The 26,055-nt window shown below is 72.1% G+C and carries 22 protein-coding genes and 2 pseudogenes; 15 read left to right on the plus strand and 9 right to left on the minus strand.

Annotated features, from left to right (window positions below):
* Positions 1–5 precede the first annotated feature (5 nt).
* Complete coding sequence (locus Prum_RS47290) at positions 6–1,595, minus strand: acyl-CoA synthetase (protein ID WP_173086053.1); 1,590 nt, start codon at positions 1,593–1,595, stop codon at positions 6–8.
* 63 nt (positions 1,596–1,658) lie between these two features.
* Between Prum_RS47290 and Prum_RS47295 the strand changes: the two genes are divergently transcribed.
* A complete protein-coding gene (locus Prum_RS47295) occupies positions 1,659–2,447 on the plus strand; it encodes a crotonase/enoyl-CoA hydratase family protein (RefSeq protein WP_173086055.1) in 789 nt (262 codons plus the stop codon).
* A 298-nt stretch (positions 2,448–2,745) separates the two neighbouring features.
* On the opposite strand, the pseudogene Prum_RS47300 reads toward Prum_RS47295, so the two are convergent.
* Positions 2,746–4,290 (minus strand): annotated as a pseudogene (locus tag Prum_RS47300) (acyl-CoA synthetase).
* Between the two features lie 89 nt (positions 4,291–4,379).
* On the opposite strand from Prum_RS47300, the pseudogene Prum_RS53350 reads away from it, so the two are divergent.
* The 4 genes and pseudogenes from Prum_RS53350 (at position 4,380) to Prum_RS47325 (ending at position 9,201) form a co-directional block, all read left to right on the plus strand.
* A pseudogene (locus Prum_RS53350) lies at positions 4,380–5,337 on the plus strand (Zn-ribbon domain-containing OB-fold protein).
* A 7-nt stretch (positions 5,338–5,344) separates the two neighbouring features.
* Positions 5,345–6,412, plus strand: a complete 1,068-nt coding sequence (locus Prum_RS47315; RefSeq protein WP_173086060.1) for a thiolase family protein — start codon at positions 5,345–5,347, stop codon at positions 6,410–6,412.
* A complete protein-coding gene (locus Prum_RS47320) occupies positions 6,409–7,563 on the plus strand; it encodes a thiolase family protein (protein WP_246278814.1) in 1,155 nt (384 codons plus the stop codon). Before Prum_RS47315 ends, Prum_RS47320 begins: the two co-directional genes overlap by 4 nt.
* A 12-nt stretch (positions 7,564–7,575) precedes the next feature.
* Positions 7,576–9,201 carry a GMC oxidoreductase gene (locus tag Prum_RS47325; protein WP_173086062.1) on the plus strand — a complete coding sequence of 542 codons (1,626 nt, stop codon included), beginning with the start codon at positions 7,576–7,578 and terminating at the stop codon, positions 9,199–9,201.
* A gap of 250 nt (positions 9,202–9,451) precedes the next feature.
* On the opposite strand, the gene Prum_RS47330 is transcribed toward Prum_RS47325, so the two are convergent.
* On the minus strand, positions 9,452–10,678 hold the full coding sequence (locus Prum_RS47330; protein ID WP_173086064.1) for a cytochrome P450: 1,227 nt from the start codon (positions 10,676–10,678) through the stop codon (positions 9,452–9,454).
* 109 nt (positions 10,679–10,787) lie between these two features.
* On the opposite strand from Prum_RS47330, the gene Prum_RS47335 reads away from it, so the two are divergent.
* Entirely contained in the window at positions 10,788–11,951 is a 1,164-nt protein-coding gene (locus Prum_RS47335) for a steroid 3-ketoacyl-CoA thiolase (RefSeq protein WP_173086067.1), read from the plus strand.
* A gap of 18 nt (positions 11,952–11,969) precedes the next feature.
* A complete protein-coding gene (locus tag Prum_RS47340; protein ID WP_173086069.1) occupies positions 11,970–12,137 on the plus strand; it encodes a hypothetical protein in 168 nt (55 codons plus the stop codon).
* Here the strand turns inward: Prum_RS47340 and Prum_RS47345 are convergent.
* Positions 12,122–13,243 (minus strand): glycosyltransferase family 4 protein, encoded by a 1,122-nt coding sequence (locus Prum_RS47345; RefSeq protein ID WP_173086567.1) that lies wholly within the window; start codon positions 13,241–13,243, stop codon positions 12,122–12,124. The two genes, Prum_RS47340 and Prum_RS47345, sit on opposite strands and share 16 nt — an antisense overlap.
* Positions 13,244–13,344: 101 nt before the next feature.
* On the opposite strand from Prum_RS47345, the gene pgfA reads away from it, so the two are divergent.
* Complete coding sequence (gene pgfA / locus Prum_RS47350; RefSeq protein ID WP_173086071.1) at positions 13,345–14,394, plus strand: cell envelope lipid trafficking protein PgfA; 1,050 nt, start codon at positions 13,345–13,347, stop codon at positions 14,392–14,394.
* 58 nt (positions 14,395–14,452) lie between these two features.
* On the opposite strand, the gene Prum_RS47355 is transcribed toward pgfA, so the two are convergent.
* Positions 14,453–15,214 carry an SDR family oxidoreductase gene (locus Prum_RS47355; RefSeq protein WP_173086073.1) on the minus strand — a complete coding sequence of 254 codons (762 nt, stop codon included), beginning with the start codon at positions 15,212–15,214 and terminating at the stop codon, positions 14,453–14,455.
* A complete protein-coding gene (locus Prum_RS47360) occupies positions 15,211–16,350 on the minus strand; it encodes an acyl-CoA dehydrogenase family protein (RefSeq protein WP_173086075.1) in 1,140 nt (379 codons plus the stop codon). The genes Prum_RS47355 and Prum_RS47360 overlap by 4 nt, the downstream gene beginning before the upstream one ends.
* Before the next feature lie 66 nt (positions 16,351–16,416).
* Between Prum_RS47360 and Prum_RS47365 the strand changes: the two genes are divergently transcribed.
* The 7 genes from Prum_RS47365 (at position 16,417) to Prum_RS47395 (ending at position 23,662) form a co-directional block, all read left to right on the plus strand.
* Entirely contained in the window at positions 16,417–17,937 is a 1,521-nt protein-coding gene (locus Prum_RS47365; protein WP_173086077.1) for a FadD3 family acyl-CoA ligase, read from the plus strand.
* Positions 17,934–18,773, plus strand: coding sequence for an enoyl-CoA hydratase (locus Prum_RS47370; RefSeq protein ID WP_173086079.1), 840 nt, complete (start codon positions 17,934–17,936; stop codon positions 18,771–18,773). The genes Prum_RS47365 and Prum_RS47370 overlap by 4 nt, the downstream gene beginning before the upstream one ends.
* Positions 18,770–19,888 (plus strand): acyl-CoA dehydrogenase family protein, encoded by a 1,119-nt coding sequence (locus tag Prum_RS47375; protein WP_173086081.1) that lies wholly within the window; start codon positions 18,770–18,772, stop codon positions 19,886–19,888. Before Prum_RS47370 ends, Prum_RS47375 begins: the two co-directional genes overlap by 4 nt.
* The gene (locus Prum_RS47380) at positions 19,885–20,844 is read left to right on the plus strand and encodes an acyl-CoA dehydrogenase family protein (RefSeq protein WP_173086083.1); all 960 of its coding nucleotides are present in this window, start codon (positions 19,885–19,887) and stop codon (positions 20,842–20,844) included. The genes Prum_RS47375 and Prum_RS47380 overlap by 4 nt, the downstream gene beginning before the upstream one ends.
* Before the next feature lie 2 nt (positions 20,845–20,846).
* Positions 20,847–21,884 (plus strand): acyl-CoA dehydrogenase family protein, encoded by a 1,038-nt coding sequence (locus tag Prum_RS47385; protein WP_371871443.1) that lies wholly within the window; start codon positions 20,847–20,849, stop codon positions 21,882–21,884.
* 206 nt (positions 21,885–22,090) lie between these two features.
* Positions 22,091–23,161, plus strand: coding sequence for an ArsR/SmtB family transcription factor (locus Prum_RS47390; RefSeq protein ID WP_218577940.1), 1,071 nt, complete (start codon positions 22,091–22,093; stop codon positions 23,159–23,161).
* 42 nt (positions 23,162–23,203) lie between these two features.
* Positions 23,204–23,662 carry a hypothetical protein gene (locus tag Prum_RS47395; protein WP_173086087.1) on the plus strand — a complete coding sequence of 153 codons (459 nt, stop codon included), beginning with the start codon at positions 23,204–23,206 and terminating at the stop codon, positions 23,660–23,662.
* Between the two features lie 89 nt (positions 23,663–23,751).
* On the opposite strand, the gene hsaB is transcribed toward Prum_RS47395, so the two are convergent.
* Genes hsaB through hsaD form a run of 3 tightly spaced genes read right to left on the minus strand, consistent with a single transcriptional unit; the run spans position 23,752 to position 26,053 of the window.
* The gene (gene hsaB / locus Prum_RS47400) at positions 23,752–24,291 is read right to left on the minus strand and encodes a 3-hydroxy-9,10-secoandrosta-1,3,5(10)-triene-9,17-dione monooxygenase reductase subunit (protein WP_178132700.1); all 540 of its coding nucleotides are present in this window, start codon (positions 24,289–24,291) and stop codon (positions 23,752–23,754) included.
* The gene (gene hsaC, locus Prum_RS47405) at positions 24,288–25,190 is read right to left on the minus strand and encodes an iron-dependent extradiol dioxygenase HsaC (RefSeq protein WP_173086089.1); all 903 of its coding nucleotides are present in this window, start codon (positions 25,188–25,190) and stop codon (positions 24,288–24,290) included. Before hsaC ends, hsaB begins: the two co-directional genes overlap by 4 nt.
* Positions 25,187–26,053: a 4,5:9,10-diseco-3-hydroxy-5,9,17-trioxoandrosta-1(10),2-diene-4-oate hydrolase gene (gene hsaD / locus Prum_RS47410; RefSeq protein WP_173086091.1), complete on the minus strand. Its 867-nt coding sequence runs from the start codon at positions 26,051–26,053 to the stop codon at positions 25,187–25,189. The genes hsaC and hsaD overlap by 4 nt, the downstream gene beginning before the upstream one ends.
* Between the last annotated feature and the right edge of the window lie 2 nt (positions 26,054–26,055).

Here is a 26,055-nt window from a genome sequence, read left to right on the forward strand (position 1 = left end):
CTCCTTCAGTGTTCGGCGGCGTACCGGTGGGCCCAGCGGTAGTCGGCCTTGCCGGCGGGCGTGCGCCCGATCTCGTCCACGAACCACACGCTGCGCGGCACCTTGTATCCGGCGATGTGCGTGCGTAGGTGGGCGTCGAGACCGGCCTGGTCGACGGTGCGCCCGTCGCGCGGCTGGATCAGGGCGGCCACGCGCTGCCCGAGCCGCTCGTCCGGTACGCCGATGACGAGCGCGTCGAAGATGTCCGGGTGCGCCTTGAGCGCGCCCTCCACCTCCTCGGGATAGACCTTCTCGCCGCCGGTGTTGACGCACGTGTTGCCGCGGCCGAGCAGGGTGATCGTGCCGTCCTCCTCGATGCGGGCGAAGTCGCCGGGCATCGCGTACCGGACGCCGTCCACCTCGATCAGCAGCGCGGCCGTCTTGTCCGGGTCCTTGTAGTAGCCGAGCGGGATGTGCCCGCCGCGGGCCAGCCGGCCGACGACGCCGGGTGGCGCCTTTTGGCCGTGGTCGTCGACCACGATGATGTTCGGGCCGGGCATCACGCGGGGCCCATCCGCCTTTTCGCCATCGCCGGTGACCAGCCCGATCCCGGCGAAGCCGACCTCCGACGCCCCGATCGAGTCCGTGATCATGACGGCGGGGAACGCGTCGACGTACTGCTGCTTGACCGCCGGGGAGAACAGGGCCGCGCTGCTGGAGATGGCGAACAGCGACGAGGCGTCGTACTCGCCGGCGAGGTAGGTCTCGATCATCGGCCGGGCCATCGCGTCGCCGATGAGCACCACCACGTTCACCTTGCGCCGCTCGATGACCCGCCAGATCTCGGCCGGGTCGAACTGCGGCACCAGCACCACCGTGTCGCCGCCGAACATGGCCGCCAGCGCCGCCCACTGCGCGTTGCCGTGGATCAGCGGGGCGAGGCACAGCCGCGCCATCCCGCCCAGCTCCGCGCCGCGCTTGATCTGCGCCCACTCGTCCTCGACCGGGATGCCGGTCATGAAGTCGATGCCGCCGCCCAGCACGCGCCAGACGTCCTCGTGGCGCCAGATCACGCCCTTCGGGTACCCCGTCGTGCCGCCCGTGTAGAGCATGTAGATGTCCTCGGGCGAGCGCTCGCCGAAGTCGCGCACGGGCGATCCGGCGGCCAGCGCGTCCTCGTACGTCACGCCGCCGTAGCGGGCGATGTCGGCGTCGCTGCCGTCGGGGATCGCGACAGCGGTGCGGACGGTGGGCGCCTCCGGCAGGACGGCCGCGACGCGGTCGGCGTATTGCCGGTCGTGCACCAGCGCGGCGACCTCCGCGTCGTCGAAAAGGTACTGCAACTCGTTCTCGACGTACCGATAGTTGACGTTGATGACCACGGCGCGCAGCTTGTACACCGCGATCATGGTCGTTACCGCCTCGATCGAGTTGCGCACGTAGAGACCCACGTGCGTGCCCGGACCGACGCCATGGTCACTCAGGTAGTGGGCCAGGCGGTTGGCGTGGTCCTCCAGCTCGGCATAGGTCACCGCACGCTCGCCGCAGGCCACCGCGAGGCGTTCGGGGAACGCGTCGACGGCGTGCTCGAAGAGGTCGGCTATGTTGGCCACCATCACTAGAAAGTAGAACGTGTTATCGTCCGGGGCAAGGCCCAGCACCGACTGAGGAGAGCGCGCGTGGAAGAGCCTCATGCCCTTGTCGAGCGCCGGGGGCACGTCCTCGTCGTCACGATGAACCGGCCGCATGCCCGCAACGCGCTCTCCGCGCCGATGATGGCCATCATGCGCGAGGCGTGGGACCAGGTCGACAGCGATCCGGACATCCGGGTGTGCATCCTGACCGGCGCGGGCGGCGCCTTCTGCGCGGGCGCCGACCTCAAGGCGATGACGGCCAGCCACCCCGGCGACGGGTTCCGCGCCAACGGCACCGACCTGACCGTCATCGAGCCGCTGCTCAAGGGCCGCCGGCTGACCAAGCCGCTGATCGCCGCCGTGGAGGGGCCGGCGATCGCGGGCGGCACCGAGATCCTGCAGGCGACCGACGTACGCGTCGCCGGCGCGAGCGCCCGCTTCGGCGTCTCCGAGGCGCGGTGGGGCCTGTTCCCGCTGGGCGGTTCGGCGGTGCGGCTGCCCCGCCAGGTGCCCTACACGGTGGCCGCCGACATCCTGCTCACCGGCCGGCACCTGACCGCCGCCGAGGCAAAGGAAATCGGGTTGATCGGTCACGTCGTACCCGATGGGCAGGCGCTGGCGAAGGCGCTGGAGCTGGCCGAGATGATCGCGGCCAACGGTCCGCTGGCCGTGCAGGCGATCCTGCGCACCATCCGGGAGACCGAGGGCATGCCGGAGAACGAGGCGTTCACAGTGGAGGCTCGGCTCGGGATCTCGGTCTTCCAGAGCCGGGACGCGAAGGAGGGCCCACGCGCGTTCGCCGAGAAGCGCACCCCTCTCTTTGAGGGGCGCTGAGGTTGAGTTTTGGGGGGCCAGGGTGCCCAGCGAAGCCCGTCAGGCTTGATGTCTTCGCAGGTCACCCTGGCCCCCCAAAACTGACGTGGTCGAGCACGACCGACAGTCAAGCTTTAACAAGGGAGTTACCGCCGGGGTTTGAGTCCCCGGGGTAGTAAAGGTCGGCGGTAACTCCAGAGCTTTTAAGAGCTTGACTGTCGGTGTTTGCTTGACCGGGTCGGGTTTTGGGGCCGGGGTGACTCGCGAAGACATCAAGCCTGACGGGCTTCGCGAGGCACCCCGGCCCCAAAACCGCTCTTTAGATGGCCCGCTCGCGCCCGACCCAATAGGGGTCGCGCAGCAGGCGCTTGTAGAGCTTGCCGTTGGGATCGCGAGGCAGTTCGGCGACGTAGTCGACACTGCGGGGCAGCTTGAAGCGGGCCAGCCGCCCGGACAGGAAGGCGAGCAGCTCCTCGGTCAGCTCCGGTCCGGGCTCGGCGTCGGCGACCGGCTGCACGACGGCCTTGATCTCCTCGCCCCACTCCTCGTGCGGGATGCCGAAGACCGCGACGTCCTCCACCTTCGGGTGGCAGGCCAGCTCCGACTCGATCTCCGCGGGGTAGATGTTGACCCCACCCGAGATGATCATGTCGCTGCGCCGGTCGCACAGGTGCAGGTAGCCCTCGTCGTCGAGGTAGCCGAGGTCGCCGACGGTGAACATCTTGCCGACCCGCGAGGCGCGGGTCTTCTCCGCGTCGTGGTGGTACTCGAACGTCGCGTCGCCCATCTGGAGATACACCTGGCCGGTCTCGCCGACGGGCACCTGCTCGCCCTGCGCGTCCAGGACGCGCACGGTGGAGCCCGGCCACGCCCGCCCGACGGAGGTGGGGTGGCGCAGCCACTCGTCGGCGGTGATCAGCGTGCCGCCGCCCTCGGAGGCGGCGTAGTACTCCACCACCACCGGCCCCACCACTCGAGCATCCGCCGCTTGACCTCCTGCGGGCACGGCGCGGCGCCGTGGATCATCATCCGCATCGAGGACAGGTCGTACGCCTTGCGCACCGGCTCCGGCAGCGCCAGCAGCCGGCGGAACTGGGTGGGCACCATATGGCTGTGGGTAACCCGGTGCCGCTCGATGAGGCGCAGCATCTCCTCCGCATCCCAGCGGTCCATCACGGCGACCGGGTGTCCAAGTTGGAGGGAGATGGCGGCGAAGTTCAGCACGGCGGTGTGGTAGAGCGGTGAGCAGCACAGGTGCACGTGCCCGTCGAAGGGGCGCAGCCCGAACAGCCCGAAGAACCACGTCGCCACCGGCGGCACCTGGTCCGGGTCGCCGCCGGTCAGCGGGCGGCGTACCCCTTGGGCCGGCCGGACGTACCGGAGGTGTAGGTCATCAGCGCGCCCGGTGTGCGCTCGTCCGGGCGCCCGGACCCGCCGGCGCCGAGGTCGGTCAGCGGGGCGAAGCCGGGAATTGCGCCGACCGCGTACCGTGCCCCGCCGGCACGCCCGCGGCGTCCGCCGCCTCGACCGCACTCGCGGCGAACCGCTCGTGCGCCACGAACGCCCGCGCCCCGCAGTCCTTCAGGATGTACGCCAGCTCCGCCCCCACCAGGTGCCAGTTCAGGGGTACGACGTACAGCCCGGTCTGCAACGCGGCGAAGTGGACGGTCAGCAGGTCGGCCCCGTTGGGCAGCAACATGGCGACGCTGTCCCCAGGGCGCAGTCCGGCCTCTCGCAACCCGCGCGCGATCCGGTCGGCGTCGGCGGTCAGCTCCCCGTAGGTCACGGTCCGCCCGTCCGGCGCCACCACGGCGGTACGCTCCGGCGTCTGCTCGGCGATGGTCCACAGCCCGATGCTGGTCACCCCCGAACTCTATAACGTGTTCCAGTAGCTAGGAAGCGCTGGAGATACGAGCATTGCCCATCGTTCTAGAACGTGTTTCACTATTTCGCGTGGAGACCGCGCTGAGCGCCCCGCTGGAGATCGGCTTCGACTACACCCGCTCGCTCGGGCCGGTCCTGGGCCGGTTCATGACCGGGCTGGCGCAGCGCCGCATCTTCGGCTGCCGCGGCTCCGACGGCCGCGTGCACGCCCCACCGCTGGAGTACGACCCGGTCACGTACGAGCCGCTGACCGAACTGGTCGAGGTGTCCTGCGTGGGCACGGTCACCACGTGGAGCTGGCAGCCGCGCCCGCTGGACGGGCAGCCGCTGACCCATCCGTTCGCCTGGGCCCTGATCCGGCTCGACGGCGCGGACACCGCGATGCTGCACACGGTCGACGCCGGCTCCGCCGACCGGATGCGCACCGGGATGCGGGTGCGCGTGCGGTGGGCGGACAGCCCGATCGGCCACATCCGCGACATCGCGTGCTTCGAGCCGCTGGCCGACGACTCACCGCCCCGGCCGCCGACCCGGTGCGCGCCGCCAGCCCGGTGACCATGGTGACGACGCCGATCCACCTGCACTACACGCACACCACCTCGCCAGAGGAGACCCGCTACCTGCGCGGGCTGGCCGCCGGCAAGCTGCTCGGGCAGCGCTGCCCGTCGTGCGGCAAGGTCTACCTCCCGCCGCGCGGCGCCTGCCCCACCTGCGGGGTACCGACGACCGACGAGGTGGACCTGCCCGGCACCGGCACGGTCACCACGTTCTGCGTCGTCAACGTGCCGTTTCCCGGGCAGCGCATCCCCCGCCATACGTCGTGGCGTACGTGCTCGTGGACGGCGCGGACATCCCGATGCAGCACCTGATCCTGGGCTGCCCGGCCGAGGAGGTCCGGATGGGCATGCGGGTGGCGGCGGTGTGGCGGCCCCGCGAGCAGTGGGGCACCACCCCGCAGAACATCGACCACTTCCGGCCGACCGGCGAGCCGGACGCGCCGTTCGAGTCGTACGCGCAGCACCTGTGAGCCGGCGATGAACCAGGTGGCGGTCGTCGGGTTCGCCCAGTACCCCAACGTGCCCAGCGCGGGCACGACCAGCGGGGTGGAGTTGCTGGTGCCGGTCTTCCAGGAGGTGCTGGCGGACCTCGCGATGTCCAAGCAGGACATCGACTTCTGGTGCTCCGGCTCGTCCGACTACCTGGCCGGCCGGGCGTTCTCGTTCGTCAACGCGGTGGACGCGATCGGCGCCTATCCCCCGATCGTCGAGTCCCATGTGGAGATGGACGCGGCCTGGGCGCTCTACGAGGCGTACGTGAAGCTGCTGACCGGCGAGGCGGAAACCGCGCTGGTGTACGGCTTCGGCAAGTCCTCGGCGGGCCAGCTGCGCCGGATCCTGGCGTTGCAGCTCGACCCGTACCTGCATGCCCCGCTGTGGCCGGACTCGGTGAGCGTCGCCGCCCTGCAGGCCCGGCTCGGCATCGAGGCCGGCCTGTACGGCGAGCGGGACATGGCCGAGGTGGCGGCCGCCAGCCGCGCCGCCGCCCGGGACAACCCGAAGGCCCAGGTGTCCGGCGTGGACAGTCCGGACACGCTCCTCAAGGCGCCGTACGTCGCTGATCCGCTGCGCGCGCACGACTGCGCGCCGGTCACCGACGGCGCCGCCGCGGTCGTGCTGGCGGCCGGCGACCGGGCCCGGGCCCTGCGCGAGCGCCCGGCCTGGATCACCGGCTTCGCACACCGGGTCGACTCCCCCGCGCTGGGCGCGCGCGACCTGACGACGGTGCCGTCCGCGACCGCGGCGGCCGAGGCGGCCGGGCTGCGCGGCGACGACGTGGACGTCGTCGAGCTGCACGCGCCGTTCACCCACCAGCAACTGCTGCTGACCCGGGCGCTCGGCCTCGGCGAGAGCGACGGCGGCGGCGCGCGAATCAACCCGTCCGGCGGGGTGCTGTGCGGCAACCCGATGTTCTCCGCCGGGCTGTCCCGGATCGGCGCGGCGGCCGAGCAGGTGATGTCCGGGCGGGCCGGGCGCGCGGCGGCCCACGCCACCAGCGGCCCGGCCCTGCAACAAAACCTCGTGTGTGTGCTGGAGGGGGCGTGAGAAGGGCAGCCGTGCTGGGCACCGGGCAGACGGAGCACCGCACCCGGCGCACCGACGTGACCATGGCCGGGCTGTGCCGGGAGGCCATCGACCGGGCGCTCGCCGACGCGGACACCGACTGGTCGCAGATCGACGCGGTGGTGCTGGGCAAGGCGCCGGACCTGTTCGAGGGCGTGATGATGCCCGAGCTGTTCCTCGCGGACGCGCTCGGCGCGACCGGCCGCCCGCTGCTGCGCGTGCACACGGCCGGCTCGGTCGGCGGCACGACCGCCATCGTGGCCAGCAGCCTGGTCCGGGCCGGCGTACACAAGCGGGTGCTCGCGATCGCGTTCGAGAAGCAGTCCGAGTCCAACGCGATGTGGGCACTGTCCATCCAGCCGCCGTTCACGATGCCGGTCGGCGCGGGCGCGGGCGGCTACTTCGCGCCGCACATCCGCTCGTACATCCGCCGGTCCGGGGCGCCGCCGCACGTCGGCGCGCTCGTCGCGGTCAAGGACCGCCGCAACGGCGCCCTCAACCCGCACGCCCACCTGCGCCAGCCGGACATCACCCTGGAGTCGGTGCAGGCGTCGCCGATGCTGTGGGACCCGATCCGGTACGACGAGACGTGTCCGTCCTCCGACGGCGCGTGCGCGGTGGTCATCGGCGACCAGGAGGCGGCGGAGGCGAGCGCGCGACCGGTGGCCTGGATCCGGGCGACCGCGATGCGCACCGAACCGACCTCGTTCGCCGGCAAGGACCACGTGAACCCGCGGGCCGGGTACGAGGCGGCGCGGGCGTTGTGGCACGCGGCCGGCATCACCGACCCGCTGAGCCAGATCGACGCCGCGGAGATCTACGTGCCGTTCTCCTGGTTCGAGCCGATGTGGCTGGAGAACCTGGGCTTCGCCGAGCCGGGGCAGGGGTGGAAGCTCACCGAGGCCGGCGAGACCCGGCTCGACGGACTACTGCCGGTGAACCCGTCCGGCGGCGTGATGTGCTCCAACCCGATCGGCGCGTCCGGGCTGCTGCGGTTCGCCGAGGCCGCGATGCAGGTGATGGGCCGCGCGGGCGAGCACCAGGTGACCGGCGCGCGGACCGCGCTGGGTCACGCGTACGGCGGGGGTTCTCAGTTCTTCGCCATGTGGGTGGTGGGCACCACCCCAGCGTGAAAGGGGTCCACTATGGAGGTTTCCCGGCGCGGCGTACTGCGGATCACGGCCTTGGGCGCCGGGGCCGCGGTCGCCGGCGGGTTCCTGGGTACGGAGAAGGCGCTGGCCGAGTACGGCGTGGTGCCGAGCCTGGCCGGCAAGACCGCCGTGGTGGTGGGCAGCGGCTTCGGCGGGGCGGTCGCGGCGTACCGTCTCGGCCAGGCCGGCCTGGTCACCACCGTGATCGAACGCGGTCGCCGGTGGGACGTGGACGGCTCCGGCACGACGTTCTGCACGATCACCAACCCGGACTGGCGGTGTGCCTGGTTCGCCGACCATCCGCCGTTGGGCCTGGACGTGAGCAAGACGATCGAACGCCGGGCCGGCCTCATCGCCACCCACGCCGGCGATGGCATCAAGGTGCTCAGCGGCGCCGGTGTCGGCGGCGGCTCGCTGGTCATCGGGATGTTCCTGCCGCAGCCGCGGCGCGCCGACTGGTCCAAGGTGTACCCGACGGGCCTGAGCTACGACAGCTTCAACGACGTGTACTGGCCGCGGGCCCGGCAGAACCTGCGCGCCACCACACTGCCCGCCGACATCCAGAGTGGACCGAACTTCGCCGGGGCGCGGGCCTGGCTGGAGTACATCGCGGAGTTCGGCCAGACGGCGATACCGATCCCGTTCGCGGTGGACTGGGACCGGATCCGGGACGAGGTCGCCGGCCGGGCACCGGCCTGCCACACGATCGGCGAGGGCCCGTTCGGCAGCAACTCCGGCGCCAAGAACAGCGTCGACCGCAACTACCTCGCCTGGGCCGCGGCCACCGGCAACGTCAGCGTGCTGCCCCTGCACGAGGTGACCGAGATCCGCGAGGTATCCGGCCAGGACAAGTTCGAGGTGATCTGCCGGCAGATCGACGTGTACGGCACCGTCCTGTCGACCAAGACGCTGGTGTGCGACTACCTCTTCCTGGCGGCCGGCTCGGTCGGCACCACGTCGCTGCTGGTCACCTCGCGGGCCCGGGGCCGGCTGCCCCGCCTGGTCAGCACCGAGGTGGGCAAGGGCTGGGGCAACAACGGCGACTTCCTGGTCGCCCGGCTCAACCTGCGCAAGAACGTCGGGTACGCGCAGGGCGGGCCCGGCAACGTGAAGTTCATCGACGACGCCAACCCGTACGCGACCGCGTCGATGGCGTGGGAGAGCGCGCCGGTGCCGAGCTGGCTGACGCCGACGACGGCGCATCTGGTCACCAGCATCGCGTCCGAGCGCGGCGAGATCCGGTACGACGCGGCCTCCGGCGCCGGCAAGGTCTACTGGCCGTACGGGGTGATGGAGACCTCCTCGGAGAAGGCCGGCCGGGACCTGGTGACCCGGCTGTGGTGGCGCACCGAGGGCCGCTACGGGTACCTGTTCAACGGGCTGCCGGACTACGACCGCGGCACCGGCATGGGGCTCGGCTCGGCGAACACGTGGCACCCGCTGGGCGGCATGGTCATGGGCAAGGCGACCGACTTCGCCGGCAAAGTCGCGGGGTACTCCAACCTGTACTGTGTGGACGGCTCCGTGTTGCCTGGGTCCACGTGTCTCGCGAATCCCAGCCTCACTATCACTGCCAACGCGGAGCGCTGCTTGGATCTCTTTGTTGCTTCGGCTGCTTGAGAGTGGCTGAGGTGGGGGGTTTGGGGGCCGGGGTGCCTCGCGAAGCCCGTCAGGCTTGATGTCTTCGCGAGTCACCCCGGCCCCCAAACCCTGACCTGGTCGAGGAAGACCGACGGTTCAACCTTTAAAAAACTCTGACTGTCGGTGTTTCCTTGACCAGGTCAGGGTTTCCGGGGCAGGGTGAGATGCGAAGACATCAAGCCTGACGGGCTTCGCAGCTCGCCCTGCCCCGGAAACCCCCACAGCGCCCTCAGCGATACGTAACCTGGAGCTCCTTGATGCCATGGAGCCACCCACTACGCAGCGGCCGCGGAGAGGCGGCGGCGGCGATGTGCGGCATGTGATCCGCGATCGCGTTGAACATCAGGTCGATCTGCAGCCGAGCCAGGTTCGCGCCCAGGCAGTAGTGCGCGCCGCTGCCGCCGAAGCCGAGGTGCGGGTTGGGGCTGCGGGCCACGTTGAAGCGGTGCGGCTCCTCGAAGACCTCGTCGTCGTAGTTGGCCGACCCGTAGCAGATGGCCACCCGCTGCCCGGCCTTGATGTCCGCGCCGCCCAGCGTGGTGTCGACGGTCGCGGTGCGCTGGAAGGCGTTCACCGGGGTGGCCCATCGAATGATCTCGTCGACGGCGGTCTTGGGCCGCTCGCCCTTGAACAGCTCCCACTGGTCGGGGTGCTGCAGGAAGGCGTGCATCCCGTGCGAGATCGAGTTGCGCGTGGTCTCGTTGCCCGCGACGGCCAGCATCAGCACGAAGAAGCCGAACTCGTCCGTGGACAGGTCGTCGCCGTCGATCTGGGCGTTGACCAGCTTGGTGACGATGTCGTCCTTGGGGTCCTGCTTGCGCTCCTCGGCCAGCTGCATCGCGTACGCCAGCAGCTCGGTCGCCGCGGCGATCGGGTCCATGCCGTATTCGGGGTCGTCGTACCCGATCATCTCGTTGGACCAGTCGAAGATCTTCTGCCGGTCGTCCTGCGGGATGCCCAGCAGCTCGGCGATGGCCTGCAGCGGCAGCTCGCAGGCGACGTCGGTGACGAAGTCGCCGCCGCCCTTCTCCGCGGCGTCCCGCACGATCCGCTCGGCCCGGAGGGCGAGGGCGGTGCGCAGCGCGTTGATCGCCCGGGGGGTGAACCCGCGGGACACGATCGCGCGCAGCTTGGTGTGGTGCGGCGGGTCCATGTTCAGCATGATCAACCGCTGCCACTCGATCTGCTCTCGGGGGATGCCCGGCTGGAAGCGGACCAGCGCGGTGTTGGCCCACGACGAGTACGTCTCGCTGTCGCGGGACACCGCCATGACGTCGGCGTGCCGCGTCACCACCCAGTACCCGTCGTCGTCGAAGCCCGCGCTGCCGCGGACCTGCGGGTTCCACCAGACTGGGGCGGCACGCCGAAGCTCGGCGAACTGCTCGTGCGGGACTCCATGGACCAGGATGTCCGGATCGGTGAAGTCGAAGCCCTCGGGAATGCGCGGCTCGGCCACGGCGCCTCCTTCGATAACATGTTCTAGTTTATTCAAGCACAGGAACTATCGCTCTTGAAGCGCCCGACGTGCTACATATGAGAACGCGTTCTATCAAGGGAGGCTGCCGGTGGGCACTCCGGTGATCGTCGAGGCGGTGCGCACGCCGATCGGCAAGCGCGCCGGCTGGCTGTCCGGCCTGCACGCCGCCGAGTTGCTGGGTGCGGCTCAGCGCGGGCTGGTCGAGCGGGCCGGCATCGACCCGGCCCTCGTCGAGCAGGTCCTCGGCGGCTGCGTCACGCAGGGCGGCGAGCAGTCCAACAACGTGACCCGTACCGCGTGGCTGCACGCCGGACTGCCGTACCAGACGGGGTGCCTGACCCTGGACGCGCAGTGCGGCTCGGCGCAGCAGGCGGCGCATCTGGTCGCCGGCCTGATCGCGGCGGACGCGATCGAGGTCGGCATCGCCTGCGGTGTGGAGTCGATGAGCCGGGTGCCGCTGCGCGCCAATCTCGGCGTGAACGCCGGCATGCCGCGCCCGGACTCCTGGAGCATCGACCTGCCCAACCAGTACGTGGCCGCCGAGCGTATCGCGAAGCTGCGCGGCCTGACGCGCGACGACGTCGACCGGTTCGGGGCGCGCTCGCAGGCGAACGCCGCACACGCCTGGTCGCAGGGGCGGTACGTCCGCGAGGTCGTGCCGGTGCCCGCGCCGGTGCTGGACGCCGACGGCCAGCCGACCGGACAGATCCGCACCGTGGACCGCGACCAAGGGCTGCGGGAGACCACTGTGGAGGGTCTGGCCCGGCTCAAGCCGGTGGTGGAGGACGGCCTGCACACGGCCGGCACCTCCTCGCAGATCTCCGACGGCGCCGCCGCGGTGCTCCTCATGGACGCCGACCGGGCGCGCGCGCTGGGGCTGCGCCCGCGGGCCCGGATCGTCGCCCAGTGCCTGGTCGGCGCCGAGCCGTACTACCACCTGGACGGGCCGGTGGCGGCCACCGAGCGGGTGCTCGCGCGCAGCGGCATGAAGATCGACGACGTCGACCTCTTCGAGGTCAACGAGGCGTTCGCGGCCGTCGTACTGTCCTGGATGGGCGCGCACCGGCCGGACCCGGACCGGGTCAACGTCAACGGCGGCGCCATCGCGCTCGGCCATCCGGTCGGCAGCACCGGCGCCCGGCTGATCACCACCGCGCTGCACGAACTCGAGCGCGGCGACGCAAGTACCGCACTGATCACGATGTGCGCGGGCGGCGCTATGTCCACCGCGTCCATCATCGAGCGCCTCTAACCGAAGGAGACCATACCGATGAAGACGCTCCAGTCGCTGGTGGTGGGGGCCGCGGTCGGCGCGCTGCTCGCCGTCGTCGGCCTGGCCGCGCTGGCCAGCATCCTCGACCCGTCGGCGGCCGACGTCGCCAAGTCGGTCTCCAGCGACCGCGCCGACGTGCCGCCCGCCTTCTACGGCACCCGCTGACCGATCGGCTCGACCACCCGAGCGAAGGCGGCGCCGGCCGCGGCCCAGGTGAAGCTCGCCGCATGCGCGCGGGCCGCCTCGCCCAGCCGGCGCCGCAGCGCGCCGTCGGTCAACAGCCGGCGCAGCTGCGCGACGAAGTCGTCCGGGTCGCCGGCGAGCAGGCCGGTCCGGCCGTCCACCACGGCCTCGCGGACGCCGCCGGCGCCGCGGAAGGCCACCGCGGGCGTGCCGCGCGCGCCCGCCTCCACCACCGTCAGTCCCCAGCCTTCCTTGAGCGAGGGTACGACGACCGCCCACGCCGAGCCGAGCAGGGCGTGCTTGTCGGCCTCGCTCACGTAGCCGGTGAACCGGGTGCGGTCGGCGACGCCCAGCGCGGCGGCCTCCGCCCGCAGCCGGTCCGCCCACCAGCCCTGGCCGGCCACCACCAGCTCCAGGCCCGGCAGTTCCGCCGACAGCGTCGCCAGGGCGCGCAGCGCCAGCTCCACCCGCTTGTGCGGGACCAGCCGGCCGAGCACCAACAGCGACGGGTACGGCGTCTTGCGCACCGGCGCACCGATCACCTCGGGCGTTCCATTGTGGATGACCTCGATCCGGCTCTCCGCCACGCCCAGGCCGGCCAGCTCGTCCCGGGTGGCGGCCGAGACGGCGACGTACCGGCAGCGGCGGTAGACGCGCGGCGCCAGGGCGGACTCCAGCCACCAGCCGAACCGGGCGCGCCCGCGACCCAGCACGACCGGCCACTGCTCCCGGTGGACGTGGTGCACGAGCACGACGGTGGGGCGGCCGGCGTACAGCGGGGACAGGAAGGGCACGCCGTTGCAGACGTCGACGACGAGGTCCGGGCGGCGCCCCGCGAGGGGCCCCGTGCCGAGTCGCCCGGCCAGGAGGGTCAGCGCCGCCGCGGCGTACACGGTGCCGCGCCCGCCCCGGCGGATCAGCCGGATGCCGGACGCGGTGGTCTCTTCGGCGGACCCCTGATCGTGTGCCGCGCACAGTAGTGTCACCCGGTGCCCGCGGGCGACGAGTTCGCCGGCGACGCGCTCGACGTACACCTCGGAGCCGCCGCCTTCCGGGTGGCGGGTGTCCCGCCAGTTGAGGAACAAGATGTCCACACCGGCTCCCAGTTCGCGTCGAAGGGGTATCGCGCTGGATGTGACCGGACGGTAGATTGTAACGTGTTCTAAATCTAAAGGGTCAGGAGCAGATAATGAAGAAGCGCGTCGTGGGTGCCGCACTCTTCGGTACCGGCCTGTTCCTGTTGGTGGTCGCCGTCGCCCTGGCCTTCGTGGTGACGCCGCTCGCCAGCAAGATGCCGTTCGACCTGGAGCCCCCGGTGACCAATCTGGACGCTCCGAATGCGACGTTCGTGCAAGCACGGATGGAAGGCGGGGAGCCGACCATCGGGGTCCAGCAGGCCACCCTGCGCGCCAGCACCGGCATCCAGCCCGACGTGGGTGCCGCCGCCGAGCTTCCTGACTCGCTCGTCAACAAGACAGTGGTCTGGAACGTGTTCCAGAACATCAAGCGGACCGACAACGGTGAGGTCATCAACGCCACGGAGAGCCGGATCGCGCTCGACCGCAAGTCCGGCGCGGCGGCGAACTGGAGCGGCCAGTGCTACACCGACCAGGAGGACGAGCCCTGCCGCGGCGGCAACATCAACTACCGCGGCCAGCTCTACGCCTTCCCGTTCGGCACCGAGAAGAAGACGTACCAGTACTACGACAGCACCCTGCACACCGCGCTGCCCATCAACTATGAGGGCACCGAGACCGTCAACGGCCTAGAGGCGTACCGGTTCCGGCAGGTCGTGCCCGAGCAGCAGGCCACTATGGACGAAGAGCTGAAGGGCGTTCTGCTCGGCGTCTTCGCGCCCGGGTCCACCAGCGGCACCGTGCAGTACAACGCCGCCCGCACGCTCTGGGTGGAGCCGGTCACCGGCAGCATCATCGACTACCAGGAGGAGCAGCACCGCGTGCTGGTCTCCAACACCGGGGTGCGGACGACGCTGCTGGACGCGGTCTTCCGGTACACGCCGCAGACCCGCCAGACCGTCGTCGACAAGGCCGGCGACGGCCGCTCGACGCTGCTGCTGCTGGGCCGCTGGATCCCGATCGGCCTGACGGTACTGGCGCTCCTGCTGCTGGCGTTCGGCTACCTGCTGACCCGCGGGGCCGTGCGCGCCGGCGCCCCGGTCGCGGCCGTGCCCACGCAGCCGGCCACCGGCCCGGACCGCACGGCCGTACCCCAGACCTAACCCCTCCCATGATCAAGGTGTCCCTCAAGTCGTTCCCACGACTTGAGGGACGCCTTGATCATGGGTGCTGGCTGCTGACCGATACCACCTCACCGGTCAGGTAGGAGGCGTAGTCGCTGGCGAGGAAGACCATCACGTTGGCCACCTCCCACGGCTCCGCGGCTCGGCCGAACGCCTCCTGCCCGGCCAGCTTGGCCAGCAGCTCCTCGCTGGTCACCTTGGCCAGGAACGGGTGCATCGCCAGGCTGGGCGCCACCGCGTTCACCCGGATGCCGTGCGACGCCACGTCGAGCGCGGCGCACCGGGTGAACGCCATCACGCCGGCCTTCGCGGCGGCGTAGTGGGCCTGGCCGGGCTGGGCCCGCCAGCCCAGCACCGACGCGTTGTTGACCACGGCCCCGCCGCCGCCCTGCGCGAGCATCTGCCGCAGCGCGGCGCGGGTGCACCGGAACGTCCCGGTGAGCGTCACGTCCAGCACCCGGGACCACTCCTCGTCGGTCATCTCGACGACCGGGCGGGTGCCGCCGAGTCCGGCGTTGTTGATCATCACGTCGAGCCGTCCACAGTGGTCGACCGCGGCCGCGATCAGCGCCTGCACGGCGGATTCGTCGGTCACGTCGCACGGCGCCGCCCACACCCGGTCGCCGTACGCCTCGGCGAGCTGCTCGTGGGTCTCGGCCAGGCGGCGGGCGTGCTGGTCGCTGATCACCACCTCGGCGCCCTCCTCCAGGCACCGTTGGGCGGCCGCCGAGCCGATGCCGGTGCCGGCCGCGGCGGTGACCACGACGACCTTGCCGGCCAACAGGTCGTGGCCCTTCATCGGGACGTTCCCTTCGGTAGGCCGAGCACGCGGGTGGCAATGATGTTGCGCTGGATCTCGTCGGAGCCGCCGTAGATGGTGTCGGCCCGGCTGAACAGGAACAGCCGCTGCCACTCGTCCAGGTCGTACGGCTCGCCCCGCGCCACCGTCCCGGCCGCCCCCCGCACCTCCATGGCCAGTTCGCCGAGCCCGCGGTGCCAGCGGGACCACAGCACCTTCACCACCGAGGCGTCCTGGGGCGACGGCTCGCCGGCCAGCGCCCGCAGCGTGTGGCTGCGCAGCACGGACAGGCCGATCCAGGCTCGGGTGAGCCGGTCGCGGATCAGCGGGTCGGTGTCCGCGCCGGTACGCCGCGCGAGCGCCGCCACGGCGTCCCACTCGCGCTGGAAGCCGATCTGCTGGCCCACGGTGGCCGCGCCGCGCTCGAAGGCCAGCGTGCCCATGGCCACCCGCCACCCCTCCCCCACCTCGCCGACCACCAGGTCGCGCTCGGTGTACGCGTCGTCGAAGAACACCTCGTTGAACTCCGACGTGCCGGTCAGCTGCCGGATCGGGCGCACCGTGACGCCCGGCTGGCGCATCGGCACCAGCAGGTACGACAGGCCGGCGTGGCGTTCGCCGCCGGTACGGGCCAGCACGAAGCACCAGTCGGCGACGTGCGCCAGCGACGTCCAGGTCTTCTGCCCACCCAGCACCCAGCGGTCGCCGTCGAGCCGGGCCTTGGTGGACACCGCGGCGAGGTCGGAGCCGGCGCCCGGCTCGGAGTAGCCCTGGCACCACAGGTCCTCGACGGAGGCGATCCGGGGCAGGAACCGCCGCTGCTGCTCCGGCGTGCCGAAGGCGATGAGGGTCGGGCCGACCAGCGTCTCACCGATGTGGTCGACGCGGGCCGGGGCGCCGGCCCGCGCGTACTCCTCATGGAAGATCACTTGTCGGGCGAGCGGGGCGCCGCGGCCGCCGTACTCCTGGGGCCAGGCCAGGCAGGTCCAGCCGGCGGCGGCGAGCCGCCGGTTGAAGGCCAGCCGTCCCTCGAACGCCTCGTGCTCGCGCCCCGGGCCGCCGACACCGCGCAGCTCGGGGGTGACGTTGGCCGCCAGCCATTCGCGGATCTCGCTGCGGAAGTCATCATCGCGCAACTGGCGCCACCTCCTCGATCGCGCGTAGGCTCACCCTACCAAGCACTTGCTTTGTTGGGAGGATGCGTGACGCTCACCATCCCCTCCGCCGTGGCCGCCGCGGCCCGCGACCACGGCCGGGCACCCGCGCTCGTCCAGCCGGACGGGCCGCGACTGAGCTATGTGGACCTTCACGAACGGGTCCGCACCGTCGCCCGCGCGCTCATCGCCTCGGGCCTGGAGCCCGGCGACCGGATCGCCATCTGGGCGCCCAACACGCACCACTGGGTCGAGGCCGCGCTGGGCGCCAGCTATGCCGGCGCCACCCTCGTCCCGGTCAACACGCGGTTCACCGGCCCGGAGGCGCTGGACGTCATCACCCGCAGCGGGGCGCGCGGGCTCGTCGTGGCGGACCATTTCCTCGGCGTGGACCGGCTCGCGGCACTGCGGGCGGCCGCCGCCGAGGAGGGCGCCGAACTGCCCAAGCTCATCATCCGCACCCCCGGCCCGGACTGGTCCACACTGGACGAGCTGGCCGCCGCCGTGCCGGCCGCCGAGGCCGACGAGCGCGCCGCCGCGGTGTCCCCGGACGACGTCAGCGACATCCTCTACACCTCCGGGACCACCGGCCGCAGCAAGGGCGCGATGAGCGCGCACCGCCAGGCCCTGGCCGTCGCCGAGGACTGGGCGCGGATCGGCGGGCTCGGCCCGCACGACCGCTACCTCGTCATCAACCCGTTCTTCCACAACTTCGGGTTCAAGGCCGGCATCCTCGCGTGCCTGCGCAGCGGCGCCGCCATCGTGCCGCAGGCGGTCTTCGACATCGGCGAGGCGATGCGGCTGGTCGCCGAGGAACGGATCACAGTGCTGCCCGGCGCGCCGACCATCTACACGAGCATCCTCGACCACCCCGACCGCGCCAAGCACGACCTTTCCACACTGCGCCTGGCGGTGACCGGCGCGGCGACCGTGCCGGCCGCGCTGGTCGAGCGGATGCGCGACGAACTGACGTTCGACACGGTGCTGACGGCGTACGGGCTGACCGAGGCGGTCGTCGCCACGATGTGCCGGCCCGGCGACGACCCGCACACCGTCGCGCACACCTGCGGGCGGGCCGCCGCCGGCTTCGAGGTGCGGATCGCCCCGGACGGCGAGGTGCTGCTACGCGGGCCGAACGTGATGCTCGGCTACCTCGACGACCCGGAGGCCACCGCCGCCGCCATCGACGCGGACGGCTGGCTGCACACCGGCGACGCGGGCAGCCTCGACGAGCGCGGCTACCTCACCATCACCGACCGGCTCAAGGACATGTACATCTGCGGCGGCTTCAACGTGTACCCGGCCGAGGTCGAGAAGGCCCTGGCCCGGCTGCCCGGCGTGGCCGAGTCGGCGGTCGTCGGCGTGCCCGACCCGCGCCTCGGCGAGGTCGGCCGGGCGTACGTCGTGGCCCGGCCCGGCCACAAGCTGTCCACTGTGGAGGTCGTGGACTTCTGCAAACGGTCGCTCGCCAACTACAAGGTGCCGCGCTCGGTGGAGTTCCGCGCCGAGTTGCCCCGCAACGCGTCCGGGAAGGTCCTCAAGTACCTGCTCCGGGAGGAGACCCGATGACCGACGAACCCGTGGTGCGGTACGAGCGGCGGGGTGCGATCGCGCTGGTGACGATGAACCGGCCGCGCTACCGCAACGCGCAGAACTCCGCGATGACGTACGCCCTGGACGACGCGTTCACCCGTGCGGTCGACGACGCGGACGTCGCCGTGGTGGTCCTCGCCGGCGCGGGCGACCACTTCTCCGCCGGGCACGACATCGGCAGCCCCGGGCGGGACGTGGACAAATCATTTCCCCGCCGGGCCGTCATGTGGTGGGACCACGTCGACAAGCCCGGCGGCGACCTGCGGTACGCCCGCGAGATGGAGGTGTATCTGGGCATGTGCCGGCGCTGGCGGGAGATGCCCAAGCCGGCCATCGCGATGGTGCAGGGCGCCTGTGTGGCCGGCGGGCTCATGCTGGCCTGGGTGTGCGACCTGATCGTCGCCGCCGATGACGCGTTCTTCGCCGATCCGGTGGTGCGCATGGGCATCCCGGGCGTGGAGTACTTCGCGCACCCGTGGCTGCTCGGCTCCCGCTTCGCCAAGGAGGTGCTCTTCACCGGCGACCGCTTCGACGCCAAGCGGGCGTACGAGGTGGGCATGGTGAACCGGGTGGTGCCCCGCGCCGACTTGGCGGAGACGACGTTCGCGCTGGCGGAGCGGATCGCCACGATGCCACGGTTCGGGCTCGCCCTCACCAAGCGCGCCGTCAACCAGTGCGAGGACCTGATGGGCATGCGGTCCGCGATGGACTCCGTCTTCGGCCTGCACCACCTCGCGCACGCGCACAACGCCGAGGTGACCGGCAACCCGCTGGCCGGCCTGGACGCGCGCGGCATGCGGGACAAGGCATGAACCTCGACCTGGACGCCGACGCCCTCGCCTTCCGGGCCGAGGTGCGCGAATGGCTGGCCGCGCACGTGCCGGGCGTACCACTGCCCAGTGTGGACACCGCGGAGGGCGACGTGGCGCACCGCGAATGGGAGCGGGAGCTGGCCAAGGCGCGGCTGTCGGCGGTGTCCTGGCCCACCGGGTACGGCGGCCGGGACGCGCCGGCCCTGCACTGGCTGCTGTTCGAGGAGGAGTACCACGCGGCCGGCGCGCCCGTGCGGATCGGCCAGAACGGCCTCTTCCTGCTCGCGCCGACGCTGTTCGCGCACGGCACCGCCGAGCAGCGCGACCGGCTGCTGCCCCGGATGGCGCGGGCGGACGACGTGTGGGCACAGGCGTGGTCCGAGCCGGACGCCGGCAGCGACCTGGCCGCCATCCGGTCCCGCGGTACGCGTACCGATTGCGGGTGGCTGCTGTCCGGCACGAAGACGTGGAGCTCCCGGGCCGCGTTCGCCGACCGGGCGTTCGGCCTGTTCCGCACCGACCCACTGGCGGAGCGGCACCGCGGGCTCACCTACGTCATGTTCGACCTGCGCGCCGACGGCGTCACCGTCCGGCCGATCCGCCAGCTGAGCGGCGAGTCAGGCTTCGCGGAGATCTTCCTGGACGGGGTCTTCGTGCCGGACGCGGACGTGATCGGCGCTCCCGGCGAGGGCTGGCGGGTCGCGATGAGCACGGCCGGTCACGAGCGCGGCCTCACGCTGCGCAGCCCGGGACGGTTCCAGGCGGCCGCCGCCCGGCTGGTGCAGCTGTGGCGGGACGCCGGGGACCCGGACGACACCGCCCTGCGTGATCGCGTCGTGGACGCCTGGATCGCCGCGCAGGCGTACCGGATGCACGGTTTCGCGGCGCTGGACGGCACCGCGGCGGCGGCCACCGCGAGCATGGGCAAGGTCTTCTGGTCCGAACTGGACATCGCCCTGCACGAGACCGCGCTGGAGCTGCTGGGTCCGCACGGGGAGCTGCGCGGCGGCTGGCTCGACGGATACCTGTTCGCGCTCGCCGGCCCGATCTACGCCGGCACCAACGAGATCCAGCGCAGCATCATCGCCGAACGGCTGCTGGGGCTGCCGCGATGAGACTCGCACTGTCGGACGAGCAGACCCAGTTCGGCGCGGCCCTGCACGAGCTACTGGACGGGGCCGACGTGGCCGCCGCGGCGCGGGACTGGGCCACCGGAGACCACGCCCGCGGGCTGGCGCTCTGGCGCCGGCTCGCGGCGACCGGTGTGACGGCGCTGGCGATCCCCGAACGCCACGGCGGCGCCGGGGCGGACCCGGCCGACCTGGTCGTCGCGTGCGAGGAGTTGGGCCACCACGCCATGCCCGGTCCGGTGGCCGAATCGGTCGCGGCCGTCCCGACCCTGCTGGCGGCGCTCGGTGATCAGGGCTCGCTCCCCCGGCTCGCCGAGGGCGACCTCATCGCCACCCTCGCCGCGCCGCCCCAGCTCCCCTACGCCCTCGACGCCGACGCCGCTGGGCTCGTCCTGCTCGCCGCGGACGGCGCGTTGCGCATGGGAGTTCCCGGTGCCGCCCTGCGGTCGGTGGACGCCAGCCGGCGCCTCTTCGAGGTCGGTGCCGGCGCGCCCGTCGCCCCGGACGCGGCGGCGGCCATCGCCCGCGCCCTCGACCTGGGCGCGCTGGCCGGCGCCGCGCAGCTGCTCGGCGCCGGCCGGGCCCTGCTGGAGACGGCCGGCGACTACGCCCGGCAGCGCACCCAGTTCGGCCGGCCGGTCGGGCAGTTCCAGGCCGTCAAGCACCAGCTCGCCGACGTCGCGATCGGGCTGGAGTTCGCCCGCCCGCTGCTGTACGCCGCCGCCGTCACGCTCGCGCCCCGGGACATCTCGGCCGCCCGGGTCGCCTGCGCGGACGCCGCCGACCGGGCCGCCCGCACCGCACTGCAGGTGCACGGCGCGATGGGCTACACGCAGGAGTACGGCCTCGACCGCTGGCTGACCAAGGTGCGCGCGCTCCGATCGTCCTGGGGCACCCAGGCGGAGCACCGGGCCCGGGTGATGGCGGCGCTGGCGGGATGACCATGGAACTGACCGAGGAACGGCTGGCGCTGCGCGAGGTGGTCGGCGACCTGCTGGCTCTCACGCCGCCGGAAAAGGTCTGGCCCCGGCTGTGCGGGGAGATCGGCGCCGCCGGCCTGGCCATCCCGGAGCGGTACGGCGGTGCCGGCGCCAGCCTGCTGGAGACCCACATCGTGCTGGAGCAACTGGGCCGCACGCTCACCCCGACTCCCCTGCTCGGCTCGGCCGTGCTCGCCGCCCAGGCGCTGCTGCTCACCTCGCCCGCCGCCGCCGAACGCCTGCTGCCCGGCATCGCGGACGGCAGCCAGGTCGCCGCGCTCGCCTGGGCCGGCGCGGACGGCCGCTGGGACGTACCCGCGGTCACCGCCTCGGACGGCACGCTGCGCGGCACGGCACACTACGTGCTGGACGGCGACACCGCGGGCATCCTCCTCGTCGCGACCCGGGACGGCGCACTGTACGAAGTGGACACCGCCGATCCGGCCGTGACGCGTACCGCCGTCACCACCGTCGACCTGACCCGCCGGCTCGCCGTCGTCGAGCTGCGCGGCGCGGCCGGCCGGCGGCTGGGGCCGTGCCCGCTGGCACACCTGCGCGACATCGCCTGCGTCGCGCTGAGCGCCGAGCAGGTGGGCGCCGCCGCGCGGGCACTGGAGCTGACGGTCGAGTACACCCGCACCCGGGTGCAGTTCGGCCAGCCGATCGGCGCGTTCCAGGCACTCCAGCACCGGCTGGCCGACCTGCACATACTGGTGGAAAGCGCCCGGTCCGCCTCGTACGCCGCGGCGTCGGCGCTGGTGGCCGGCGCCCCGGAAACGCCGGCGCTGGCCGCGGTGGCCAAGGTGCACTGCTCGGAGACGCTACAGGCGGTGGCCGCCGAGATGATCCAGCTGCACGGCGGGATCGGCATCACCTGGGAACACGACGCGCACCGCTACTTCAAGCGGGCGCACGGCGCCGCCCACCTCTTCGGCCACCCCCGCGACCACGTAACCCGCCTATCCACCCTCCTCCCCACCCCCACACCCGGAACGCCCTAGCCGAAGGACTTTCCCGTCGATCAAGGGCGAACGGTCGTGCTTTGATCTCCGATCCACGGCCATACGCCCTTGATCGGCGCGGAAGTCCTTGATCGGCGGGGCGCGGGATGCCGGGCAGCGTCGTCTAGGGGACAGAGGTGGACGATGGCAGTGGTTCTGGTCAATGATGGGAGCGCGAAAGCATCGGTATTCACGGGGGAATCGTGGTGCTTCGACTGCATCTCACGACGGACGACCTTGCCCAGATTCGAGTGGCCACCGCGCCCGATCCCATGTGGGAGATCCTGCTCAGCCTGCACCTGCTCAGGAGCCGCGCCGCACCGGTGGCCTTCGGCGCGTGGCGCCGGGCGATGCGCGGCCGGCTGGCCGGCGCGGAGCGGGCGCGGATCGAACCGCTGGTGCCGCTCGCGCCGCCGGTCGGATACTCGCCGGATTTCCTGACGCCGTCGCCGGGCGCGGCGGGCACGGCGGAGGGCATCGAGCGGGTCCTCGCCACGCCGCGGCGGCACCTGCGCGCCGATCTGACCCGGCTCGCCAGCCAGCGCCGGCTGCCCGGCTGGACCGGCGCGCTAGCCGACGGAGACCCGGCGACCCTACGCCGGCTCGGTACGGCGATCGCCGCCTATCACCAGGTCGCGGTCGCGCCGCACTGGCAGCAGATCCACGCCCGGTTCGACGCCGACCGGGCGCTGCGCGGACGGATGCTGCTCGACGGCGGCGTCGATCGCCTGCTGAACGGCCTCAACCCGGCCATCCGGTGGCGACCGCCGGTGCTGGAGATGCGGCACTACCGCGCGGACCGCGACGTCGTGCTGGACGGACGCCCGCTGCTGCTGGTGCCGTCGTTCTTCTGCTGGCAGCACCCGATCAGCCTCTACGACTGGGACCGCCCACCGACGCTCGTCTACCCGGTCAACCACGATGTGAGCTGGTTCGCCTCCGCCGCGCGCGGCGACCCGGAACGCCGGCTCAGCACGCTGCTCGGGCCGAGCCGCGCCGCCGTGCTCGACGCGATCGCCGCCGGCTGCACCACGACCGAGCTGGCGCGCCGGGTGGGGATCTCCCGGGCCGGCGCGAGCCAGCACGCCACCGCGCTGCGCGACGCCGGCCTGGTCGTGACGGCGCGGCTGGGCAAGGCCGTACAGCACACGCTCACGCCGCTCGGCGCGGCGCTCCTCGACGGTCCTGCCGCGACTAGCCACAGTGGACGAAAAGCCGGCTGCTTTCAGCGTGACGTGAAAGGAGTGGCCCGCTTCCGCGCCACCGGCGGAGGGTGACATCGACAAGAGCACATCGAGCACCGTTCAGAAAGGACGGCCATGTCACTCCTCCGTCGTCTCGGCACCCTTGGCGCCGCCCTCACCATGGGCGCGGTGGCCATGCTGGCCAACGCCGCGCCCGCCCAAGCCGCCGACGCGTACCCGTGCGGCCCGCAGTGGTGGCACTCCGGTCAGGGCCTGTACGTGCAGACCTGTCCCGACTGGTCGCCGAACAACTGGATCCCGGTCTACGAGTACAACGACGCGAACTCGCGCCAGGTGGGCCAGATCTACGCGCCCGGCGACGACTGGTACGTCTGCGACTACCCGGGCGCGTCGCTGACCCGGTACGGCCTCACCAACAACTGGTGGGCGTTGACCGTCGCGGACAACGGCGCGGCCGGCTGGGTCAACGAGATCTACTTCCGCGGTGGCGGCACCAACGAACCCGACGCCACGCTCCGGGTCTGCCCGTTCTTCGCCTCCGGCAAGACCCTGCTGGGCGCGTCCGCCCGCTGAGCCCCTGGCGTCTCGCCCCGTCGATCAAAGTCTTCCGCGTCGACGGGGAGAGGCGCCGGGCCCGCGTGGCGGGCGCACGCGGCCGGCGGCTAGATCCAGTCGTCGGGGCGGGGCCAGATGGGGTCTGGGGGGTCGTATGGGGAGGACTTGGCGGTGCCGGTGTAGCGGCCCTGGTAGAACAGCAGCGGGCGCGCGTCGCGGCACTCCCCCAGCGCCGCGACCCGGCCGATCACGATGTCGTGGTCGCCGCCCGGGTGCACCGCCTCGATGGCGCAGTCGGCCCAGGTCAGCACCCCGTCCAGGACCGGGTGCCCGCGCGGCGAGGGGGTCCAGCCGACCCCGGTGAACCGTTCCCCGCCGCCGGAGCCGAACGCGCGGGACAAGTCGCGCTGCTCCTCGGCGAGCACGTTGACGCAGAACCCGCCGGCCTGGCGGATGCCGCGCCAGGTCTCGGACGTGACGCGTGGGCAGAAGAGCACCAGCGGCGGGTCCAGCGACAGCGCGGCGAACGCCTGGCAGGCGAAGCCCACAGGTACGCCGTCCGCCGTCGCGGTCACCACGGTCACCCCGGTGCAGAAGTGGCCGAGCACCTGGCGGAACCGGTGCGTGTCGACGGTGGCCAGGCTCAATGCAGGCCCCGGGTGAACCGGTGCCCCCACACGCTGTGCGCGGTGGTCTGCCGCGCCACCCAGGTCGCGTCGTCGACGGACAGGCCGTCGGTGCCGTACTCGATGTCGAAGCCGCTCGGCGTCCGCAGGTAGAAGGAGACCATGAAGTCGTTGGCGTGCCGGCCGAGCGACGAGATGAGCGGGGCCTTGTGCTTGGCGCAGCGGTCCATCGCGCTGCCCACCTCGTCGAGCGAGGCCACCTCGATCATCAGGTGGATCAGGCCCGATCGTGCTGGGATCGGCGCGAGGGCGAGGCTGTGGTGGCGCGGGTTGCAGCCCAGGAAGCGCATCCACAGTGGAGTGTCGATGGCCGGCAGGCCGAGCGTCTCGGGGATCAGCCGCATCGAGTCGCGCAGCCGGAAGCCGAGCAGCTCGGTGTAGAAGCGCAGGGCGGCCGCGTCGTCGTTGGCCGGCAGCACCACGTGGCCCATGCCCTGCTCGGCGGTGACGAAGCGGGTGCCGTACGGCGTGATGGCCGGACGGCTGTCCAGGGCGGCGCCGCAGAAGAGCTCCAGCGTGTTGCCGAACGGGTCGTCGACGCTGACCATCTCGGCCACCCGCCGGTCGGCCAGCTCCGCCACGCCGGCCGGCTTGACGGCGACGCCGGCCTCCTCCAGGGTACGCACCGCGCGGGCGAGCGCGGGCGGGTCGGCCAGCTCCCAGCCGCTGGCGGCCAGCCGGTCCCGCTCGCCGGGCACGACGACGATCCGGGCCGGGAAGCCGTCCATGCGCAGGTACAGCGCGTTCGGGTCGGGGCCACGGCCTTCTACCATGCCGAGGACCTTGACGCCGAAGTCCCGCCACGCGCCGATGTCGGTGGCCTCCACCCGCAGGTAGCCCAGCGAACGGATGAGACTCATGCCCTCTCCCCTTCCAGGAAGTCGATGGCCAGCCGGTTGAACTCGTCGAAGCGCTCCAGCTGGGCCCAGTGCCCGCAGCCGCCGAAGATGTGCAGCCGGACCCGGCGGATCAGCTTGAGCGCGACCAGGGCACCGTCCACCGGGTTGACCCGGTCCTCGCGGCCCCAGATGAGCAGCACCTCGTTGGCCAAGCGGTGGGCCTCGCGCCACAGCAGCCCGTCTTCGAGCCGGGCCGGGTCCATGAACGAGGCGCCCATGGAACGCATGGCGCGCAGGCTCTCCACGTCGCTGGCCGCCGCGAACCGCTCGTCGATCAGCTCGTCGGTGACCAGGCGCTGGTCGTACACGAGGGTGCGCAGGAACGCGGCGAGCTTTTCCCGGCTCGGGCCGGGTGGCGCACCGAACTCCATCAGCCGCTTGACGCCCTCGGTCGGGTCGGGGGCGAAGACGTTCAGGCTCAGCCCGCCCGGCCCCATCAGCACCAGCTTGCCGGCGCGGTCGGGGTGGCGCAGCGCGAAGCGGACCGCCGTGCCGCCGCCGAGGGAGTTGCCGATCAGGTGTACGCGGTCGAGGCCGATCTCGTCGAGGAGGGGGGTGAGCGCGTCTGCGGCGTGGGTGAAGTAGTGGTCGGTGATCGACCCGGCTGGCGAGCGGCCGAAGCCGGGCTGGTCGACCGCGAGGGTACGGAAGTGGTGGGCGAGCACCGGCACGTTGCGCCCGAAGTTGCTCCACGCCGAGGCGCCGGGCCCGCCGCCGTGCAGCAGGACCACGGTGGGGGCGTCGTCCAAGCCGGCCTCGTGGTAGTGCAGGCCGCTCGCGGCGTACCGGCTGGTGGTCTCGAAGTCCACAGTAGACGTCGTCACGG

It is taken from the genome of Phytohabitans rumicis, assembly GCF_011764445.1.
GTDB classification, from domain to species: Bacteria; Actinomycetota; Actinomycetes; order Mycobacteriales; family Micromonosporaceae; genus Phytohabitans; species Phytohabitans rumicis.

What these genes read in the sequence shown, in the direction of transcription:
- Prum_RS47380 (WP_173086083.1), top strand. Translation starts at nt 19,885, where the DNA reads ATGAGACTCGCACTGTCGGACGAGCAGACCCAGTTCGGCGCGGCCCTG.
- pgfA (WP_173086071.1), top strand. Translation starts at nt 13,345, where the DNA reads ATGAAGAAGCGCGTCGTGGGTGCCGCACTCTTCGGTACCGGCCTGTTC.
- Prum_RS47370 (WP_173086079.1), top strand. Translation starts at nt 17,934, where the DNA reads ATGACCGACGAACCCGTGGTGCGGTACGAGCGGCGGGGTGCGATCGCG.
- Prum_RS47395 (WP_173086087.1), top strand. Translation starts at nt 23,204, where the DNA reads ATGTCACTCCTCCGTCGTCTCGGCACCCTTGGCGCCGCCCTCACCATG.
- hsaC (WP_173086089.1), bottom strand. Translation starts at nt 25,190, where the DNA reads ATGAGTCTCATCCGTTCGCTGGGCTACCTGCGGGTGGAGGCCACCGAC.
- Prum_RS47340 (WP_173086069.1), top strand. Translation starts at nt 11,970, where the DNA reads ATGAAGACGCTCCAGTCGCTGGTGGTGGGGGCCGCGGTCGGCGCGCTG.
- Prum_RS47375 (WP_173086081.1), top strand. Translation starts at nt 18,770, where the DNA reads ATGAACCTCGACCTGGACGCCGACGCCCTCGCCTTCCGGGCCGAGGTG.
- Prum_RS47290 (WP_173086053.1), bottom strand. Translation starts at nt 1,595, where the DNA reads ATGGTGGCCAACATAGCCGACCTCTTCGAGCACGCCGTCGACGCGTTC.
- Prum_RS47325 (WP_173086062.1), top strand. Translation starts at nt 7,576, where the DNA reads ATGGAGGTTTCCCGGCGCGGCGTACTGCGGATCACGGCCTTGGGCGCC.
- Prum_RS47355 (WP_173086073.1), bottom strand. Translation starts at nt 15,214, where the DNA reads ATGAAGGGCCACGACCTGTTGGCCGGCAAGGTCGTCGTGGTCACCGCC.
- Prum_RS47315 (WP_173086060.1), top strand. Translation starts at nt 5,345, where the DNA reads ATGAACCAGGTGGCGGTCGTCGGGTTCGCCCAGTACCCCAACGTGCCC.
- Prum_RS47385 (WP_371871443.1), top strand. Translation starts at nt 20,847, where the DNA reads ATGGAACTGACCGAGGAACGGCTGGCGCTGCGCGAGGTGGTCGGCGAC.